The organism is Stutzerimonas stutzeri (assembly GCF_018138085.1).
GTDB lineage: Bacteria > Pseudomonadota > Gammaproteobacteria > Pseudomonadales > Pseudomonadaceae > Stutzerimonas > Stutzerimonas stutzeri_AI.
In genome coordinates, this window is record NZ_CP073105.1 from 4,728,519 (window position 1) to 4,746,783 (window position 18,265).

Genomic DNA, 18,265 nt, shown 5'->3' on the forward strand with positions numbered 1-18,265 from the left:
CGCGCGCGCGAGCCCCTACCGGCGCGTCCTGTATCGCTCTGTCCTACACGCCAACCGCGTTGCCGCGCCCCCGCCGGGTGCCGACCATGCCCTCAACGAAAGGCCCACAGCCCCGGATTGAGGAAAGCCCCATGGCCGCAAGCAACCCCACCGCCAAGAAGTACCGCAGCAAGTTCTTCCGCGTCGCCGTCGAAGGCGCCACCACCGACGGCCGCACCATCGAACGTCAATGGCTGGTGGATGCTGCCGAAACCTACAACCCGAACACCTACGGCGCCCGCGTCTGGCTGGAGCACTTCCGCAGCCTGCTGCCGGACGGCCCGTTCAAGGCCTACGGCGACGTCGTCGCCCTGAAAACCGAAGAAGTCGAGATTGCCGGCAAGAAGAAGCTGGCCCTGTTCGCCCAGATCGAGCCGACCGCCGACCTCATCGCCCTGAACAAGGCGCGGCAGAAGATCTTCACCAGCATCGAGATCCGCCCGAAGTTCGCCGACACCGGTCGCGCCTACCTGGACGGCATCGCCGTCACCGACACCCCAGCCAGCCTGGGTACCGAGATGCTCACCTTTAGCGCCCAGCACCCCGACGCCAACCCCCTCAAGGCGCGGAAGAACGACCCCGAAAACCTGTTCTCCGAAGCCATCGAAGTTGCCCTCGAATTCGACGAGGTCACCGACAGCGAGAGCAAGGTCGCCGGTCTGTTCTCCCGCGTGATGGAAGCCCTCGGCAAGAGCAAGGACAAAGCCGACAAGGACGACGCCCAGTTCTCCGAGCTGACCGAAGCGGTTGAGGCCCTCGCCTCGCACGCCCAGGAACAGGGCGCAGCCTTCACCGCAGAACAGAAGGCTCGCCAGGAGCTGAGCGCCAAGGTCGACAAGCTCGAAACCGAGCTGGCCGACCTGGTCACGCGCCTCAGCGATACCGAGGACCACAGCCAACAGCAGCGCCCACCCGCCACCGGCGGCGACGGCAAAGCCTTGGCCAAGTTCTGACCCATCACCAGCGCCCACTCGGAGCACACCATGCGTAACGAAACCCGAATCGCCTACAACGGCTACCTGGCACAGGTAGCCAAGCTGAACGGCGTCGACAGCGCCGCCGTCAAGTTCAACGTCGAGCCCAGCGTGCAGCAGAACCTCGAGACTGCCATCCAGGAATCCACCGCCCTGCTCGGCCGCATAAACGTCATCGGCGTAATGGAGCAGTCGGGCGAGGCCCTGCTGCTGGGCGTCAACGGCCCGATCGCCAGCCGTACCGACACCGCAGGCGGCAACCGCCGTAACCCTGGCGAGCATCAGGCTCTGTCCAAGGACGACTACACCTGCAAGCAGACCAACTTCGACAGCGCCTTCCGTTACGTGCTGCTCGATGCCTGGGCCAAGTTCCCGGACTTCCAGACCCGCCTCACCGCGGCCATCGCCCAGCGGCAGGCCCTTGACCGCCTGATGATCGGCTGGAACGGCGTCTCCGCCGCCGCGGCCACCAACGCGGCAACCTACCCGCTGCGCCAGGACGTCAACATCGGCTGGCTGCAGAAGATTCGCACCAAGGCTCCGGATCGCGTGCTCGATGAAGGCGCCACCGTAGGCAAGGTCACCGTCGGCACCACCGGGGACTACAAGACCCTCGATGGTCTGGTCTTCGATGCCGTCCAGATGCTGGACCCGTGGCACCGCAGCCACCCTGACCTGATCGTCATCGTCTCGCGCAACCTGATGCACGAGAAGTTGCTGGCCGCGGTCGAGAAAGGCGCCACCTCCAACCAGGAAGAGAACGCCGCACAAGAGATCGTCACCCGCGCCCGGCTGGGCGGCCTGCCGATCGTCGACGCCCCCTACTTCCCGGACGGCACCGTGCTGGTCACCACCCTGAGCAACCTGTCGATCTACTGGCAGGAAGGCGCCCGCCGCCGCCACCTCAAGGACGAGCCGGAATACGACCGCATCGCCGACTACCAGTCCTCCAACGACGCCTACGTCGTGGAAGACCTCGGCCTGGTCGCCCTGGTCGAGAAGATCGAGAAGGTGTAAGCCATGAGCCTGACCCTTGCCCAACGTAACCAGCTGCGCAAGCGCGCAGCCCAGGAGGCGGCAGCCGCCGCTCCCGCCACGCTCATGGAAGGTGCCACCAGCTACGAGGTAATGCTGGCCAAGCTGCAACAGGACCAGTTCCGCCTCAAGCAGGTGCAGTCGACGGAGGGCAAGGCGAAGCTCAAGGTCGAGCTGCTGCCGGATTACGTCCCCTACATCGAGGGCGTGCTCTCGGCAGGCCAAGGCGCCCAGGACGACGTGCTGGTCACCGTCATGGTCTGGCGTTTCGACGCCAGCGACTTCGACGGCGGCCTGCAGATCGCCGAGTACGTGCTGCGCCACCAGCTGGTGATGCCGGATCGCTTCAACCGCACCACCGGCTGCCTGGTAGCCGAGGAAGTCGCCACGGCGGCGCTCAACGCCCAGAAGGCCGGCAAACCCTTCCCGCTGGTAACCCTCAACCGCACCGCCGAGCTCACCGCCGACCAGGACATGCCCGACGAGGCCCGCGCCAAGCTGGTTCTCGCCCAAGGCCGCGCCCAGTTGGCCCAGCTCAACTACGACGCCGAAACGCTCACCCCGGACGAACGGGCCTGGCTGCAGTTCGGCATCGACCTGCTCAAACGCGCCATCGAGCTGCACAACAGCTGCGGTGGCAAGAAGGATCTGGAGCGCGCCGAGCGCCTCCTCAAGAAACACGCGGAAAGCGCGCCTACCGATACCGGTACCGGCGAGCCCCTGGCAGACGATCAGCCCCAGCCCGACCAGGCCAAGGGCGCCGAAGCCGACCAGGGCGCTCCGGATGCCAGCACCGGCACCGGCGAGCCCTCCGCTAACTGAGCGTCCCCACGCACCCGGCGGCTCGGGGCGGATCGACAGGTTTTCTCCTTGGCCTCGTCGTGAAGCCCCGACCACCGCCGACCCATTCGAGCGATAGGCATGAGCGGATTTATCGCCACCGGCACCACCACCGCAGAGCACACGATCGAGAACGACGCCTTCTGGCCGGCGATCGATTGCCTCGACCTGCGCGCGGCCATGCGCCTGGACGCCAGCGTCACCCCCGAGCGCATCGAGGTCGCCGCGATCAACGCCATGATCGAGGCCAACCGCGAGCTCGACCTGTACCGCCGCGCCCGTACTGAAGAAGGCCATGCCACCCTGGCCAACGTGCCGGCACCGCAGATCAAGGGCGAAAGCCAGCTGCTGCACCTATACCGCCGCACCATCTACTGCCGCGCCACCGCCGAACTGGTCGAGCGCTACCGCAGTTTCGACGCCACCAACAGCGGCGAGCAGAAGGCCACCGAGGACAGCACCAACATCGACGAGCTGCGCCGCGACGCGCGCCACGCCCTGCGCAGCATCCTCGGCATCAGCCACACCACGGTGGAGCTGCTCTGATGACCACCGTGATCGCCAACCAGGGCGACACCGTCGACGCCATCTGCTGGCGGTACTACGGCCGCACCGCCGGAGTCACCGAGGCCGTCCTCGACGCCAACCCCGGTCTCGCCGATCTCGGCCCCGTAATCCCCCACGGCACCGCTGTCACCCTGCCGGATGCCGCCCCGCAAGCCGAACAACGCCAAGTGGTGAACCTATGGGACTGATCTACCTCGCCCTCTACAAGGGCCGCGGCACGCTGTTCAACCGCCTGGTTCGCCTCTGGACGCGCTCCAAGTACAGCCACTGCGAGCTGGTCCTGGCCGATGGTCGCTGGCTGTCCGCCTCGGCCATGGACGGCGGCGTGCGCGCCAAGCACATCGAGCTGAACCTCGAACACTGGGACCTGATCCCGCTGCCCTGGGCGGACTATCGCCAGATCGCCCGAGTGTTCCGCGCCAACGCCGGGCAGGGCTACGACTTCTTCGGCCTGTTCGGCAGCCAGCTGCTGCCGGTCGGCCTGCACAGCCGGCGCCGCTGGTTCTGCAGCGAGTTCTGCGCCGCCGCGCTCGGCTTCCCCATGCCCCAGCGCTACAGCCCGGCTCAGCTGGGCGAAGTCGCCCAGCACATCAACACCCTCACGCTCAACGGACAGTGGAATGAAGCGCATGCATGACCAACCGGAAACCCTGGCGCGTCTGGCCGCTTGGGTACAGGAAAACTACCCCATCATCTACGCCGCGGCGCTCTCTATGGGCATCGCCGGCTCGCGGCTGATGCTCGGCGGCGGCTCGCTACGCCGGATCGCCATCGAGTCCGTCGTCTGCGGCCTGATCACCCTGGCCGCCAGCAACGGCCTGGCGCTGTTCGGCATCCCGCTGGATGCGGCCCCGTTCTTCGGCGGCATCATCGGCCTGGTCGGCGCCGAAGGCGTCCGGGCCGGCGCCAAGCGCCTGTTCGAGCGCAAGGTGGAAGGCGTATGAGCGAGCTGCTGATCATCGGCTCGCGCGGCCTCGCCGTGCGCAACCTGCAGGCCGCACTCACGCTGGCCGGCTTCGCTGTGGCCGTGGACGGCGACTTCGGTGAGCAGACCGAGCGCGCCGTTGTTGCCTTTCAGCGCCGCGCCGGTCTGGTGGACGATGGCGTCGCCGGCCCGAAGACACTGGCGGCGCTTCACGGCTACGACACCTCGCGCTACCTCAAGCGGAAGGACCTCCAGCAGGCTGCCGACCGCCTCGGCGTGCCGCTGGCCAGCGTTATGGCCGTCAATCAGGTGGAGAGCCGCGGCGAGGGCTTCGCCAGCAACGGCCGACCAGTGATCCTGTTCGAGCGGCACGTGATGTTCGAGCGCCTGCTGGCCTACGGCGTCGGCGCCGCACAGGCGGACGCACTGGCCGCCAAGCATCCCGCCCTGATCAACCGCAAGTCAGGCGGCTACATCGGCGGTACCGCCGAGCATCAGCGTCTCGCCCAGGCACAGCAGATCCACGCGGCCGCCGCGCTCGAGTCCGCCAGCTGGGGCCTGTTCCAAATCATGGGCTACCACTGGCAGCGCCTCGGCTACCTGGATGCCCAGCACTTCGCGGACACCATGGCCTTGAGCGAGGCCGCCCAGCTCGACGCCTTCGTCACCTTCATCGAAACCGATCCGGCGCTGCATAAGGCGCTCAAGGCACGCAACTGGAAGTCGTTTGCTCGGATCTACAACGGCCCGAACTACGCCCGCAACTTCTACGACGTGAAGCTCGCCCGGGCCTATGCCCAGTTCGCCGGCGAGCAGGAGCGCGCGGCATGACCACCGCCCGCCAGCTCCTGTACGGCCTCGCCTTGGTCGCCGCGCTCTGCCTGCTGATCTGGATGCAGCAGCAGCGCATCGACTCCGCCCAGGCGCAGGCGGATCTCGCCAGCGAGCGCCTGAAGACCGCCCAGCAGCGCAACGCCAACCAGGCCGCCACCATCACCCGCCTCACTGGCGAGGTCGCCACCCAGCGCCTCGACCAACTCGCGTTGCAGCAGACGCTCAGCGACCTGCGCCAGGCCCAGGCCACCGATCAGCTCAAGAAGAAGGAACGCCGCCGTGAAGACTCAACCCATGCGACTTGGGCTGCTCAGCCTTTGCCTGATGCTGCTCGCCGCCTGCACGAGCGCCCCGCCATCACCGGAGCCGCAGGTTACCGTCAGTGGCTGTCCCGTCGTGACGCGCTGCACGCTGACCCCGGCGGCGCCGGCCAGTAACGGCGAGCTGAGCGACGACGGCGACTACCTCATGGCCGCCTGGGGCGAATGCGCCGCGAAGGTGGACATCATCGTCGACCACAACGAACGAGGCGCCCGGCCATGAACAAGCCCAGCGCCTTGCGCGCACACCTGCTCGCCGCCGTGCCCGAGCTGCACAAGAATCCCGACCGCCTGCTGGTGTTCATCGACAACGGCACCATCCGCAGCACCGCGGCGCCTGGGCTCTCGTTCGAGTACAGCTACACGCTCAACATCATCCTGACCGACTACGCCGGCCACCCGGACGCCGTGGCAATCCCCCTGCTGGCCTGGTTGCTGGTCAACCAGCCCGAGCTGCTCACCAACCTGGAGAAGGGCGAGACTGCCATCGCCTTCGAGGCGGACGTCCTGGACAACAGCAAGGTCGACCTGTCGCTCAAGCTGCCGCTCACCGAGCGGGTGATCGTCAAGAAGCAAGACGACGGCAGCCTGCAGGTCAACCACCCCAACGAGCCCGAGCTGTTCGAGGAGACCTTCACTCTCGACGGCCTGCGCCTGGAGACCCCAAGCGGCGAAGTGATCGCCCAATGGGGCGCGCCCACGCCATGACCGACAACCTGCACGCCCTGGAAGATTGGGCCGGCGTTCTGCTGGCCCGGCTGGAGCCCGGTGCCCGCCGCCAGCTCAACCAGCAGATCGGCCGCGAGCTGCGCCGCAGCCAGCAGCAGCGCGTGGCCAGCCAGCGCAACCCGGACGGCACCCCGTACGCTCCACGCAAGCCCCGCAAGCTGCGCGGCAAGGTCGGACGCATCAAACGTCAGATGTTCACCAAGCTGCGCCAGGCCGCGCACCTCAAGCTGCGCAGCACCCCGGACGCCATCGCCATCAGCTTCATGGGGCGCGTGGCCCGCATCGCCCGCGTCCACCAGTACGGCCTGCGCGACCGTCCCGATCGCGGCCAGGCCGAGGTGCAATACGAGCGCCGCGAGCTGCTCGGCTTCACCGATGCCGACCTGGAATTGATCCGCGACCAGCTCCTGGAACACCTCACCCGCTGACCTCACCCTGTAGCACCCCGCGCTACAGGCTCAGCACCGTGCGCCACGCGCGCGCGAGCCGCAGCATCAGCGGCATGAACATTGCCGACCTCGCCCGCCTGCTCGAAAACATCGTCCGCTTCGGTACCATCGAAGCGGTCCAGATGCAGCCGCCTCGCGTCCAGGTGAAAAGCGGCAACATCACCACCGCCTGGCGCCCCTGGTTGAACCTGCGCGCCGGGGCCGATCGCGAGTGGGACCCGCCCACCATCGGCGAGCAGGTGGTGCTGCTGAGCCCATCCGGCAACCTCGCCCAAGGCGTGGCGCTGACCGGCCTGTTCTCTGACCTGATCCCGGCCAACGGCGACCGCGAAGGCCTGCACCGCCGCACCTACCGCGACGGTGCCGTCATCGAGTACGACAGCATCGCCAAGCGTCTGCTGGCCGTCCTGCCGGCCGGCGGCCAGGCCCAGCTCACCGCACCGGGCGGCGTCACCATCCTCGGCAACGTCGATATCGCCGGCACCGTGACCGTCAGCGAAGACGTGCTCGCCGCTGGCATCAGCCTGGTCAACCACGTACACGGCGGCGTGCAGAGCGGCCCGAGCACAACGGGAGCGCCGCAATGATCGGCCTCGCCGCCACCACGGGCCGCGCCATCACCGGCGCTACGCATCTGGCGCAATCCATCGCCGACGTGCTCACCACGCCGGTCGGCAGCCGAGTGATGCGCCGCGAATACGGCAGCCTGCTGCCGGACCTGATCGACGCCCCCTTCAATGACGCCACCCGCCTGCAGGCCTACGCCGCCGTGGCCATGGCACTGATGCGCTGGGAACCGCGCATCCGCCTGAACCGCGTGCAGCTCAGCCTCGGCGAGCAGCCCGGCCAGGCCTACCTGGACGTGGAAGGCAACCATATCGACACCAACGAGCCGCTCAGCCTGCGCGTGCCGCTCACCCTGGGAGCCGCCGCATGAGCACCTTTATCCCGATCGATCTCGCCCAGCTGCCGACCCCCGACGTGGTCGAGCCGATCGACTACGAAGCCATCCTCGCCGAGCGCAAGGCCTTCGCCATCAGCCTCTGGCCAGCCGACAAGCAGGCCGAGGTCGCCGCCACCCTGGCGCTGGAATCCGAGCCGCTCACCAAGCTGCTGCAGGAGAACGCCTACCGCGAAACCATCTGGCGGCAGCGCGTCAACGAAGCCGCACTGGCCGTCATGCTGCCGTTCGCCAAGGGCGCGGACCTGGAGCAGATCGGCGCGCGCTTCAACGTGGCCCGCCTGATCGTCACCCCGGCCAGCCCCAGCGCCGTGCCGCCAGTTGCGGCGGTAAAGGAAGAGGACGAGCCCCTGCGCGAGCGCATCCAGATGGCCATGGAGGGGCTGAGCACCGCCGGCCCCCGCAACGCCTACATCTTCCACGCGCGCAGCGCCGATGGCCGTGTAGCCGACGCCTCCTGCATCAGCCCCAACCCGGCCGAGGTCATCGTCACCGTGCAGAGCGCCCTGGGCGACGGCAGCGCCGATCCCGAGCTGCTCGCCGCGGTGGACGCCTACCTCAGCGACGAAGACCGCCGCCCGGTCGCCGACCGCCTCACCGTTCAAGGCGCGGAAGTGCTGCCCTACAGCGTCAACGCCGTGCTCTACCTCAACACCGTCGGCCCCGAGGCTGAGCCGATCCGCGCCGCCGCCGAGGCCCGCGGGCTCGCCCTGGTCAGCCAGCGCCGCCGCTTGGGGCAGGAGATCAACCGTTCCGCCCTGGACGCCGCCCTGCACATCGAGGGCGTCAAGCGCGTAGTGCTGCCCGGCTGGGTCGACGTGGTCGCCACCGAAACCCAGGCGCCGTACTGCACTGGCTTCATCGTCACGGTGGCGGAGGCCTGATGGCGAGCCTCGGCCTGCTACCACCCAACGCCAGCGAGCTGGAGCGCCTCGCCGCCGAGGCCCTCGCGCAGATCGAGCGCGTCCCGGTACCGCTGCGCCAGCTTTGGAACCCAGACACCTGCCCGGTGGAGCTGCTGCCGTACCTCGCCTGGGCGTTTTCCGTCGATCGCTGGTCCAGCGCCTGGCCCGAGCGCGCCAAGCGCGACGCCATTAAGGCCGCGTTCTTCATCCATGCCCACAAGGGCACGATCGGCGCGCTGCGCCGGGTCGTCGAGCCGCTGGGCTACCTGATCGAAGTGCGCGAGTGGTGGGAGGAGCAGCCGCTCGGCACGCCCGGCACCTTCCGCCTGCTGGTCGGCGTGCTGGATACCGGCATCACCGAAGAGATGTACCAGGAACTGACCTGGCTGATCGACGACGCCAAGCCCGTCAGCCGCCACCTGGTGGGCCTGGCCATCGGCCTGGACATCACCGGCACGGCCTACATCGGCGCCGCGCTCACCACTGGCGACGAACTCACCGTCTACCCACCCGCATCGCGTGACATCGAGGTCGGCGGCACGCTGGCCTGGGGCGCGCGAGAACACGTCATCGACACCATGGACATCCGCTGATATGGCAGACCAGAACTCGCAATACATGGCCATGCTCACCGCTGTCGGCGAGGCCAAGCTGGCCAACGCCACCGCCCTGGGCGTCAACCTGAACATCACCCAGCTCGGCGTCGGCGATGCCAACGGCGCCGAACCGATGCCGAGCCGCACACAGACGGCGCTGATCAACGAGCGCCGCCGGGCACCGCTCAACCAGCTGAGCATCGACCCGAACAACAGCGCGATCATCATCGCCGAGCAGGTCATCCCCGAGCACATTGGCGGCTGGTGGATTCGCGAGATCGGCCTGTATGACGAAGCGGGCGACCTGATTGCAGTCGCCAACTGCCCGCCGACCTTCAAGCCCGAACTGGCCCAGGGCAGCGGCCGCACCCAGGTGGTGCGCCTCAATATCCTGGTGAGCAGCACCCAGAACATTCAGCTGAAAATCGACCCGAGCGTGGTGCTAGCGACGCGCAAGTACGTCGACGACCTGACCGTCCGGGCCTCGCAGGCAGATGCCGAGGCTGGAACGGACAACAGCAAGATCATGACGGCGTTGCGCGTCTGGCAAGCAATTACCAAGCGGTTTTCGTCGCAGACGCAGGCCGAGGGCGGAACTGACAATGAAACACTGATGAGCCCACTGCGGGTTTTTCAGGTAATGACAAAATACGGGCTCGGCTCCACTACGGCGCCGCTTCTTACGACGGTGGGCGACACCAATACGCCGTCGGGTCTGTATCGGGTCGACGGCACCGCTGTCGGTCTTCCTATCGCGGAGCCGGGTTTCGTCGAAGTACGGCGTGGCGGTGCTGGCCTGGTAAGCCAGCGCTATTACTCGCGCAGCAGCCAGCGCGCGTTTTTCCGGCGCGCCAATGGTTCGTTGGGTGCATGGGAGGAGTTCATGCACTCCGGCACGGCGGCAACGCAGGCCGAGGCCGAGGCCGGATCGATAGCCGATCGTTGGATGAGCCCGCTTCGGTCGCTTCAACTGCTCGCCAAGTATGGATTGGGCGGGGCTTGCGCTACGTGGCCACATGCCACGCTCAACGTCTACACACAGGCCACCGGCTTTTACCGCGCCACAAGCGGCGTGACCGACGGCCCTTACAGTGCCTACTGGGGGGTTCGTGTAGAAAAAGCCCCCGATGGCAGCTACGTACGGCAGAGCCTTTGGGATCTGAACAAGGCGAGTGGTTACTACGAGAGGACCATCAGCAACGGGAACCCAGGCCCCTGGATTGAACTGTCGCATAGTGGCAACGCGGCGTCGCAGGTCGACGCAGAGACCGGCACGGATAATTCGAAGTGGATGAGCCCGCTGAGGGTCTTCCAAGCCATCGCGAAAATCGTCGTGCAAGCCACGGAAACAGTGATCGGCGTCGCCAAGGTCGCAACGCAGGCGCAGACCAATGCTGGCACCGATGACGCCACCATCGTGACCCCAAAAAAGCTGCGCATGGGCATCGCCTACAGTTTCGGGACGAATGGCTATTTTTTCCTGCCGAGCTGGCTTTTTGGCTTTGGCCTGCAGTGGGGCGAGGTACCGAATGTTGCGGCTGATGGCGTGCAGAGCGTTTCTTTCCCTGTCGCCTTTGTCACTGAGGTCTTTGGGATGCTGGCGAACCTGAAAACCGAGACGCCAGGAACGCAGCCGACTGCCGTCTACAGCATTCCGACGAGCGTTTCTGGTGGCAAGGTGGTGCGGGACGTAAGCACATCGCCTTATGCAACCGGGCCAATTTTCTGGCTAGCGCTTGGGCGCTAGATAAGGGGGGATCATGCGTTACTACAGCAAAAAAACCGGCTCAACCTATCTCGCTGGCATGCACGATGGTGCTATGCCGGACGATGCGGTCGAAATATCCGAGGAGCGATATCTCACGGTGATCGCTAGTCCCGATCCCGCCAAGGTACGTGGGCATGACTTGGAGGGGTTGCCGATCCTTATCGACCCGCCGCCGCTTGTCCCTAGCGCCAGTGCACTGTGCGAGCACATCGACTTCGCCGCTGATGCCGCCCGAGCGGCAGTGGTCGGCGACCCCACGAGAACAGTGGAATACGAACGCGCAGCAGCCGAAGCGGCTCAGTTCAAAGCGGCGGGTTATCCAGCCGAAAACGTGCCCCGCACCGTCGCCGCCTGGGCCATCAACGGCCGTACGGCGCAGCAGGCCGCAGACAGCATCCTGGCCGAGGCCGCGGCGTACACCGAGGCGCTGTACGTCATCCGCGAAACACGGCTGGCCGCCAAGGAGCAGATCCGCGCGCTGATGGCCGCCGGCGAGGTCGAGCAGGCGCAGCAGCTGGCCGAGCAGACCATCGCTGCGATCGAGGCGGCAGTGGCAGGCGTCGGCAACGCCGCGGCGTGATTCATTGCTGGAAGAACAGCCCCGCAAGCCGGGGCTTTTTCTTGTCCGTGCTGTAGCCAACTTCGCTACACAGCCCGCCGCGTGCGCCCCTTGCGCGCGCGCGTCACCCTCAAGGCTCACTGATCCGGCACTCGCCCAGGAGCCTCAACCCCATGGCCACCGAATACCATCACGGCGTCCGCGTCCTCGAAATCAACGAGGGCACCCGCCCCATTCGCACCGTTTCCACCGCCGTGGTGGGCATGGTCTGCACCGCGTCGGATGCTGATGCGGTCAAGTTCCCCCTCAACAAGCCGGTGCTGCTCACCGACGTGCTCTCCGCCTCCGGTTCCGCCGGTGAGCTGGGCACCCTGGCGCGCAGCCTGGATGCCATCGCGGACCAGGCCTCGCCGGTCACCGTTGTGGTGCGTGTGGCCGATGGCGAAGGCGTCGACGATGCCGCGAAGGAAGCTGACCAGGTCAGCAAGATCATCGGCGGCGTGAGCGCCACTGGCGAATACCAGGGCATGAAGGCGCTGCTGGCGGCGGAGGCCCAGCTCGGCGTCAAACCGCGCATTCTCGGCGTGCCTGGGCTCGATTCGCTGCCGGTCACCACCGAGCTGGTGGCGATCGCCGAGAAGCTGCGCGGCTTCGCCTATGCCAACGCTTACGGCTGCGAAACGGTATCGGACGCCATTGCCTACCGCGCCGGTTTCGGTGCGCGTGAGCTGATGCTCATCTGGCCGGACTTCGTCTCCTGGGACACCGTGGCGAACGCCAACGCACCGGCCAGCGCCATCGCCCGCGCCCTGGGCCTGCGCGCCAAGCTGGACGAGCAGGTCGGTTGGCACAAGACCCTCTCCAACGTGCCGGTCAACGGCGTATCGGGCCTGAGCAAGGACATCTACTTCGACCTGCAGAACCCTGCCACCGACGCCGGGCTGCTCAACGCCGACGAGGTCACCACGCTGATCCGCCGCGACGGCTTTCGCTTCTGGGGCTCGCGCACCTGCAGCGCCGACCCGCTGTTCGCCTTCGAGAACTACACCCGCACCGCCCAGGTGCTGGCAGACACCATGGCCGAGGCGCACTTCTGGGCGGTGGACAAGCCCATGCACGCCTCCCTGGTGCGCGACATCGTCGAAGGCATCAACGCCAAGCTCCGCGAGCTGGTCCGCAACGGCTACCTGATCGGCGGCGAGTGCTGGTACGACGAGGCCGCCAACGACGCCACCACGCTCAAGGCCGGCAAGTTGTACCTGGACTACGACTACACCCCGGTACCGCCGCTGGAGAACCTGCTGCTGCGCCAGCGCATCACCGACCGCTACCTCGTCGACTTCGCCGCCGCCGTCAACGCCTGACCCCATTCACCCGCGCGGCCCAGGCCGCGCCGTAGGAGAGCCCAGCCATGGCCCTGCCCAAGAAACTCAAGCACCTCAATCTGTTCAACGACGGCAACAGCTACCTCGGCATCGCCAAGGCCGTCACCCTGCCGGTTCTCGGGCGCAAGCTGGAGGCCTACCGGGGCGGCGGCATGGACGGCCCGGTCAAGGTCGACATGGGCCACAGCGACGACGGCCTGCAGCTGGAGTGGACCCTCGGCGGCTGGGACCTGATCGCCGTGCGCCAGTTCGGCGCTACCCGGGTCGACGGCGTGCAGCTGCGCTTCTCCGGCTCGGTGCAGCGCGACGACACCGGCGAAGTCAGCGCGGTGGAGATCGTCACCCGCGGCCGGCATGAAGAGATCGACTTCGGCGACGCCGAGCCCGGCGAAGACACCGAGCACAAGATCACCACCGCCCTGACCTACTACAAGCTCAGCGTCGACGGTGAGGTCCTCATCGAGATCGACCTGCTCAACTTCGTTTACATCGTCGACGGCGACGACCGCCTGGCAGAGCACCGCAGGGCCCTCGGCATCTAAGCCGTGCACAGCCAGCGCCCCCCTTTCCGCAATCCGTCAGCAGCGCCCCTGCTTGCGGCCCCAACGCACCCAAGGAGCAACCCCATGGAAACCACCGAGACCACCGCCGAAAAGGCCAAGAACCCCAATGAGACCGTCATCCCGCTCGACACCCCCATCAAGCGCGGCGAGACCACCCACGACAGCATCACCCTGCGCAAGCCCATGAGCGGCGAGCTGCGCGGCGTCACCCTGGTCGACCTGGTGCAGATGGACGTCCTCGCGCTGCGCAAGGTGCTGCCGCGAATCAGCACCCCCAGCCTCACCGATCACGAGGTCGGCGCAATGGACCCGGCCGACCTGATGGCCTGCGGTGTCGCGGTGTCCGGTTTTTTGCTGCAGAAGTCGGCGAAGGAAGCTGCCCTCGTTGCGTAGAAGACGCCATGGCCGACCTGGCCGTGGTCTTTCACTGGGCGCCGGCGGACATGGACCCGCTGGCCCTTTCTGATCTGATCGAATGGCGCGAGCGGGCCAGAACACGCTGGGAGCTGAAGCATGGCCAATGACTTGAAGATGGAGGTGATCCTCCAGGCCATTGACCGAGCCACCCGGCCGATCCGCGCCATCACCCAGGGGAGCGTCGGCCTCGGCCGCGCCCTCAAGGACTCCCGCGACCAGCTCAAGACGCTGCAGGAACAACAGCGCGACGTCAGCAGCTGGCGCACCCTGCGCACCGCGAGCGAGCAGACCGAAACCGCCCTGCAGGCCGCCCGCGAGCGCGTGAAGGCCCTCGGCAAGGACCTGGCTGCCACTGGCGTGCCCACCCGGCAGATGACCCGCGACCTCAAGGGCGCCATCCGCGAAGCCACCGCCCTCAAGCGGCAACACCAGGAGCAGCAGGTGCAGCTCCAGGGCCTGCGCAACAAGCTCGGCGCCGCCGGCATCAGCACGCGCAATCTCAGCCAGCACGAGCGCGACCTGCGCCAACGCATCGAGCAGACCAACCAGACCATCACTGAGCAGGGCCGGCGCATGCAGCGCCTGACCGCGCAGACCAAGCAGCTCGCACTGGCCCGGTCTCAGTACGACAAGACCCAGCAGCTCGCCGGCAGCATGGCCGGCGCCGGTGCAGGCTCTGCCGCTGCAGGGGCCGCAATGGGCGTACCGGTGCTCAGCACCGTGCAGAGCTACATGGGCTTCGAGGACGCCATGGCCGGCGTGGCCAAGCAGGTGGAAGGCGCCCGCGACGGCAATGGGCAGCTCACCAGCACCTACTTCGAGATGGCCGACGCCATCAAGGCCATGGCCGAGCGCATCCCCATGGCCACCACCGAAATCGCCGCCCTGGTCGAAGGCGCGGCGCGCATGGGCGTGTCCGGCAAGGACAACCTGCTGGCGTTCGCCGAGGTGGCCGCCAATGCCGCCACCGCGTTCGAGCTGCCGGCCGACCAGATCGGCGAGAACCTCGCGCGCATCGCTGACCTGTACAAGATCCCGATCCAGAACGTCAGCCAGCTGGGCGACGCCATCAACTACCTGGACGACAACGCCAAGTCCAAGGGCGCGGACATCATCGAGGTGCTGCAGCGCACCGCCGGCGTCACCGCCTCGGTGGGCATGAGCTACAAGGACGCCGCCGCGCTGGGCTCCACCTTTCTCACCCTGGGCGCCACCGCTGAGGTGGCCGGCACCGCCACCAACGCGATGATCCGCGAGCTGGCGATCGCCACCCAGCAGCCCAAGCGCTTCCAGGCCGGGCTCAAGGCCCTCGGGCTCGAGGCCGAGGCGCTGCAGAGCGGCATGGCCGAGAACGCGACGGGCACGCTGCAGCAGGTCCTGGACGCCATCAACAAGCTGCCCAAGGCCGAGCAGCTCGGCGTCACGACGCAGCTGTTCGGCAAGGAGTTCGGCGACGACGCCGCCAAGCTGGCCCAGAACATCGGCGAGTACCGCCGGCAGCTGGACATGGCCAACTCCACCGCCGGCTCGGGCTCCATGCAGCGCGAAGCGGACATCCGCGCCGAATTGATATCGGCACGCATGGACATGGCCAAGAACCGCGCCTTCAACCTCTCGGCCACCCTGGGCGAGACCCTGCGCCCCACGCTGGTGGAGCTGTTCGAGAGCTTCAACAGCGTGATCGGCCGCGTGACCGACTGGGTCGAGGCCAATCCGGAACTCGCCGGGCAGATCATCAAGACCGTGGCCGGCGTGGCAGCGCTGGCCGCTGGCTTCGGCGCCGTCACCCTGGGCCTGGCCAGCTTCCTCGGCCCGTTCGCCATGGCGCGCTACGCGCTGACGCTATTCGGCATCAAGGGCGCGAGCCTGGGTACCGTTCTGCTCAACCTGGGCAAGGTCGTCCTGCCAATGGTGGGCAAGGCGATCCTGTTCATCGGTCGCGCGCTGATGATGAACCCCATCGGCCTGGCGGTGACCGCCATCGCGGCCTCGGCCTACCTGATCTACCGGAACTGGGAGCCGGTCAAGGCGTTCTTCCTCGGCCTGTGGGCGGAGATCAAGCAGGGCTTCGCCGGCGGCCTCTCCGGCATCGCCACGCTGATCCTCAACTTCTCCCCGCAGGGGCTGTTCTACCGCGCCTTCGCGGCGCTGATGACCTACTTCGGCGTGGAGTTGCCGGCCAAGTTCTCGGATTTTGGCGGCATGCTCCTGGACGGGCTGGTCAACGGCATCAAGAACAAGCTCGGCGCCGTCAAGGCCGCGATCGGCAGCGTCGGCGACAGCACCGTCGGCTGGTTCAAGGAGAAGCTGGGCATCCACTCGCCGTCGCGCGTGTTCGCCGAGCTGGGCGGCTTCACCATGCAGGGCCTGGAGCAGGGGCTGGTGGGCGGCCAGGGCGGCCCGCTGGGCGCCGTCACCGCCATGGCCAAGCAGCTGGCAGCAGCCGGGGCCGTCAGCTTCGGCATGAGCGGCCCGGCAATGGCCATGGACAACCGGCCGCCGCTATCCGCCGCAGCGAGCAGCGCGCCCATGGTCGTCCAGGGCGACACCTACCAGATCACCATCCACGCGGCACCCGGTACCGACACCGCAGGCCTGCGCCAGATGTTCAACCAGCTGCTGGACGAGCGCGAGCGCGGCAAGGCTGCCCGCGTGCGCTCGGCCTTTGGCGACCAGGAGTAACACCCCATGATGATGGCCCTCGGCATGTTCGTGTTCAGCCTGGAGACCCTGGCCTACCAGGAGTTCCAACGGCAGACGGACTGGCGCCACGGCTCCACCAGCCGCATCGGTACCAACCCGGCGCGCCAGTACCTCGGCCGCGGCGAGGACAGCATCACCCTGCCCGGCGTGCTGCTGCCCGGCCTGGTCGGCAGCCCGCTCAGCCTCGACACCCTGCGCATGATGGCTGACACCGGCAAGGCCTGGCCCCTGGTGCAGGGCGACGGCCGCATCTTCGGCCTGTGGGTTATCGAGTCACTCAGCGAGACGCGCACGCTGTTCTTCCGTGACGGCGCCGCGCGCCGCATCGAGTTCAACCTCAAACTGAGCCGCATCGATGACGGCCGCGTCGATCTGCTGGGCAGCCTCACCGGCAGCGTCGGCGGCATTCTGCGGGGGCTGCTGTGAACGTGCTCAGCCAGGCCGGCGCGCTGCTCGGTGACGCGGCCAACCGCTACCGCGAGGCGACGTCCTATCCCAAGCCGATCTGCCGCGTGGTGGTCAACGGCCGCGACATCACCCTCGACATCGAGCAGCGCCTGGTCAGCATCGAGCTGACCGACAACCGCGGCATGGAGGCCGACCAGCTCGACATCACCCTCAGCGACCACGACGGGCTGCTGGCCATCCCGCCCCGGGGCGCAACCGTGCGCCTCTGGCTGGGCTGGAGCGATACCGGTCTGGTGGACAAGGGCAGCTACACCGTGGACGAAACCGAGCACAGCGGCGCGCCGGACGTGCTCAGCATTCGCGCCCGCAGCGCGGACCTGCGCGGCGGCCTCAAGGTCAAGCGCGAACGCAGCTGGGACGGCGCCAACCTGGGCGCGATCATCGCCTCGATCGCCTCCGCCCATGGCCTCGCCCCCGTCGTCAGCCCCATCCTGGCGGCCATCGAGCTGCTGCACCTGGACCAGGCAAACGAGAGCGACGCCAACCTGCTCAGCCGGCTAGGCCTGCAACACGACGCCATCAGCACCGTGAAGGCCGGGCGCCTGCTGTTCATGCCGGCCGGCAAGAGCACCACAGCCAGCGGCCTGAGCCTGCCCCACGTCACCCTCACCCGGGCCGACGGCGACCAGCACCGCTTCCTGCAGGCCGACCGCGACAGCTATACCGGCGTCAAGGCGTACTACTACGAGATCAACAGCGCGGAGAAGAAGGAGGCCATCGCCGGCGGCGGCGACAACCTCAAGGAGCTGCGCCACAGCTACACCGACCAGGCCAGCGCCCTGCGCGCCGCGCGCGCCGAGTGGGGCCGCCTGCAGCGCGGTACCGCCACGCTCAGCTACATGCTGGCCAAGGGGCGCCCGGAGCTGACCCCCGACCAGACCTACAGCCTGCTCGGCATCAAGGCCGAGATCTCGGCCATCGTCTGGCTGGGCGGCAACCTGCGCCACAGCTTCACGCCGGACAGCTACACCACCAGCCTGGAGCTGGAATCCAAGCTGCCCGATGGCGATGACGTGGATCTGCTGGCCGATCACGACGGCGACTACACCGGCGTCGTCGCCTGGTACCGCGAGGAGAAAACGGGCGAGCAGAAGAAACTCACCGCCGGCGACCAGACCAAGCCCAAGCGCCTGACGCACCTCTACGCGAGCAAGTCCAATGCCCAGCGGGCAGTGGATCGGGAGTGGCAGAGGATGCAAGCGGAGTGATTGAATGGGACTCCAATCAA

The 18,265-nt window shown here is 67.4% G+C and carries 23 protein-coding genes and 2 pseudogenes; all 25 read left to right on the plus strand.

Annotated features, from left to right (window positions below):
• Positions 1-131: 131 nt before the first annotated feature.
• The 25 genes and pseudogenes from KCX70_RS21540 to KCX70_RS21655 all read left to right on the plus strand — a co-directional run bounded on the left by KCX70_RS21540 (position 132) and on the right by KCX70_RS21655 (position 18,245).
• Positions 132-992 carry a GPO family capsid scaffolding protein gene (locus tag KCX70_RS21540; protein WP_212618777.1) on the plus strand — a complete coding sequence of 287 codons (861 nt, stop codon included), beginning with the start codon at positions 132-134 and terminating at the stop codon, positions 990-992.
• A 30-nt stretch (positions 993-1,022) separates the two neighbouring features.
• On the plus strand, positions 1,023-2,030 hold the full coding sequence (locus KCX70_RS21545) for a phage major capsid protein, P2 family (RefSeq protein ID WP_212618778.1): 1,008 nt from the start codon (positions 1,023-1,025) through the stop codon (positions 2,028-2,030).
• A 3-nt stretch (positions 2,031-2,033) separates the two neighbouring features.
• Positions 2,034-2,741: pseudogene (gpM, locus tag KCX70_RS21550) on the plus strand (phage terminase small subunit); the annotation flags it as partial.
• A 228-nt stretch (positions 2,742-2,969) separates the two neighbouring features.
• Positions 2,970-3,434 carry a head completion/stabilization protein gene (locus KCX70_RS21555; RefSeq protein WP_212618780.1) on the plus strand — a complete coding sequence of 155 codons (465 nt, stop codon included), beginning with the start codon at positions 2,970-2,972 and terminating at the stop codon, positions 3,432-3,434.
• Positions 3,434-3,643 (plus strand): tail protein X, encoded by a 210-nt coding sequence (locus KCX70_RS21560; protein ID WP_045158032.1) that lies wholly within the window; start codon positions 3,434-3,436, stop codon positions 3,641-3,643. The genes KCX70_RS21555 and KCX70_RS21560 overlap by 1 nt, the downstream gene beginning before the upstream one ends.
• Positions 3,634-4,092 (plus strand): hypothetical protein, encoded by a 459-nt coding sequence (locus KCX70_RS21565; RefSeq protein ID WP_212618781.1) that lies wholly within the window; start codon positions 3,634-3,636, stop codon positions 4,090-4,092. The genes KCX70_RS21560 and KCX70_RS21565 overlap by 10 nt, the downstream gene beginning before the upstream one ends.
• Entirely contained in the window at positions 4,076-4,399 is a 324-nt protein-coding gene (locus tag KCX70_RS21570; RefSeq protein ID WP_207619083.1) for a phage holin, lambda family, read from the plus strand. Before KCX70_RS21565 ends, KCX70_RS21570 begins: the two co-directional genes overlap by 17 nt.
• Positions 4,396-5,211 carry an N-acetylmuramidase domain-containing protein gene (locus KCX70_RS21575; RefSeq protein WP_212618782.1) on the plus strand — a complete coding sequence of 272 codons (816 nt, stop codon included), beginning with the start codon at positions 4,396-4,398 and terminating at the stop codon, positions 5,209-5,211. Before KCX70_RS21570 ends, KCX70_RS21575 begins: the two co-directional genes overlap by 4 nt.
• A complete protein-coding gene (gene lysB / locus KCX70_RS21580; protein ID WP_212618783.1) occupies positions 5,208-5,651 on the plus strand; it encodes an Rz-like lysis system protein LysB in 444 nt (147 codons plus the stop codon). The genes KCX70_RS21575 and lysB overlap by 4 nt, the downstream gene beginning before the upstream one ends.
• Positions 5,566-5,757: pseudogene (gene lysC / locus KCX70_RS23365) on the plus strand (Rz1-like lysis system protein LysC); the annotation flags it as partial. The gene lysB and the pseudogene lysC, both read left to right, overlap by 86 nt.
• Entirely contained in the window at positions 5,754-6,242 is a 489-nt protein-coding gene (locus KCX70_RS21585) for a phage tail protein (RefSeq protein WP_212618784.1), read from the plus strand. The pseudogene lysC and the gene KCX70_RS21585, both read left to right, overlap by 4 nt.
• On the plus strand, positions 6,239-6,691 hold the full coding sequence (locus KCX70_RS21590) for a phage virion morphogenesis protein (RefSeq protein WP_045158161.1): 453 nt from the start codon (positions 6,239-6,241) through the stop codon (positions 6,689-6,691). The genes KCX70_RS21585 and KCX70_RS21590 overlap by 4 nt, the downstream gene beginning before the upstream one ends.
• 74 nt (positions 6,692-6,765) lie before the next feature.
• Positions 6,766-7,299, plus strand: a complete 534-nt coding sequence (locus KCX70_RS21595) for a phage baseplate assembly protein V (RefSeq protein WP_212618785.1) — start codon at positions 6,766-6,768, stop codon at positions 7,297-7,299.
• Positions 7,296-7,649: a GPW/gp25 family protein gene (locus tag KCX70_RS21600; protein WP_212618786.1), complete on the plus strand. Its 354-nt coding sequence runs from the start codon at positions 7,296-7,298 to the stop codon at positions 7,647-7,649. The genes KCX70_RS21595 and KCX70_RS21600 overlap by 4 nt, the downstream gene beginning before the upstream one ends.
• Positions 7,646-8,557, plus strand: a complete 912-nt coding sequence (locus KCX70_RS21605) for a baseplate J/gp47 family protein (protein WP_212618787.1) — start codon at positions 7,646-7,648, stop codon at positions 8,555-8,557. The genes KCX70_RS21600 and KCX70_RS21605 overlap by 4 nt, the downstream gene beginning before the upstream one ends.
• A complete protein-coding gene (locus KCX70_RS21610; protein WP_212618788.1) occupies positions 8,557-9,171 on the plus strand; it encodes a phage tail protein I in 615 nt (204 codons plus the stop codon). The genes KCX70_RS21605 and KCX70_RS21610 overlap by 1 nt, the downstream gene beginning before the upstream one ends.
• Position 9,172: 1 nt before the next feature.
• On the plus strand, positions 9,173-10,921 hold the full coding sequence (locus tag KCX70_RS21615) for a phage tail protein (protein WP_212618789.1): 1,749 nt from the start codon (positions 9,173-9,175) through the stop codon (positions 10,919-10,921).
• A 13-nt stretch (positions 10,922-10,934) separates the two neighbouring features.
• The gene (locus KCX70_RS21620; protein WP_212618790.1) at positions 10,935-11,522 is read left to right on the plus strand and encodes a phage tail protein; all 588 of its coding nucleotides are present in this window, start codon (positions 10,935-10,937) and stop codon (positions 11,520-11,522) included.
• Positions 11,523-11,674: 152 nt separating this feature from the next.
• Entirely contained in the window at positions 11,675-12,865 is a 1,191-nt protein-coding gene (locus KCX70_RS21625; RefSeq protein WP_212618791.1) for a phage tail sheath protein, read from the plus strand.
• A 47-nt stretch (positions 12,866-12,912) separates the two neighbouring features.
• The gene (locus KCX70_RS21630; protein ID WP_045158052.1) at positions 12,913-13,428 is read left to right on the plus strand and encodes a phage major tail tube protein; all 516 of its coding nucleotides are present in this window, start codon (positions 12,913-12,915) and stop codon (positions 13,426-13,428) included.
• Between the two features lie 84 nt (positions 13,429-13,512).
• Positions 13,513-13,842 (plus strand): phage tail assembly protein, encoded by a 330-nt coding sequence (locus tag KCX70_RS21635; RefSeq protein WP_212618792.1) that lies wholly within the window; start codon positions 13,513-13,515, stop codon positions 13,840-13,842.
• An 8-nt stretch (positions 13,843-13,850) separates the two neighbouring features.
• Entirely contained in the window at positions 13,851-13,973 is a 123-nt protein-coding gene (locus KCX70_RS21640) for a GpE family phage tail protein (RefSeq protein ID WP_045158054.1), read from the plus strand.
• The gene (locus KCX70_RS21645) at positions 13,963-16,548 is read left to right on the plus strand and encodes a phage tail tape measure protein (protein ID WP_212618793.1); all 2,586 of its coding nucleotides are present in this window, start codon (positions 13,963-13,965) and stop codon (positions 16,546-16,548) included. The genes KCX70_RS21640 and KCX70_RS21645 overlap by 11 nt, the downstream gene beginning before the upstream one ends.
• A gap of 6 nt (positions 16,549-16,554) precedes the next feature.
• Positions 16,555-16,995 carry a phage tail protein gene (locus KCX70_RS21650; RefSeq protein ID WP_125864933.1) on the plus strand — a complete coding sequence of 147 codons (441 nt, stop codon included), beginning with the start codon at positions 16,555-16,557 and terminating at the stop codon, positions 16,993-16,995.
• On the plus strand, positions 16,992-18,245 hold the full coding sequence (locus KCX70_RS21655) for a phage late control D family protein (RefSeq protein ID WP_212618794.1): 1,254 nt from the start codon (positions 16,992-16,994) through the stop codon (positions 18,243-18,245). The genes KCX70_RS21650 and KCX70_RS21655 overlap by 4 nt, the downstream gene beginning before the upstream one ends.
• Positions 18,246-18,265 lie beyond the last annotated feature (20 nt).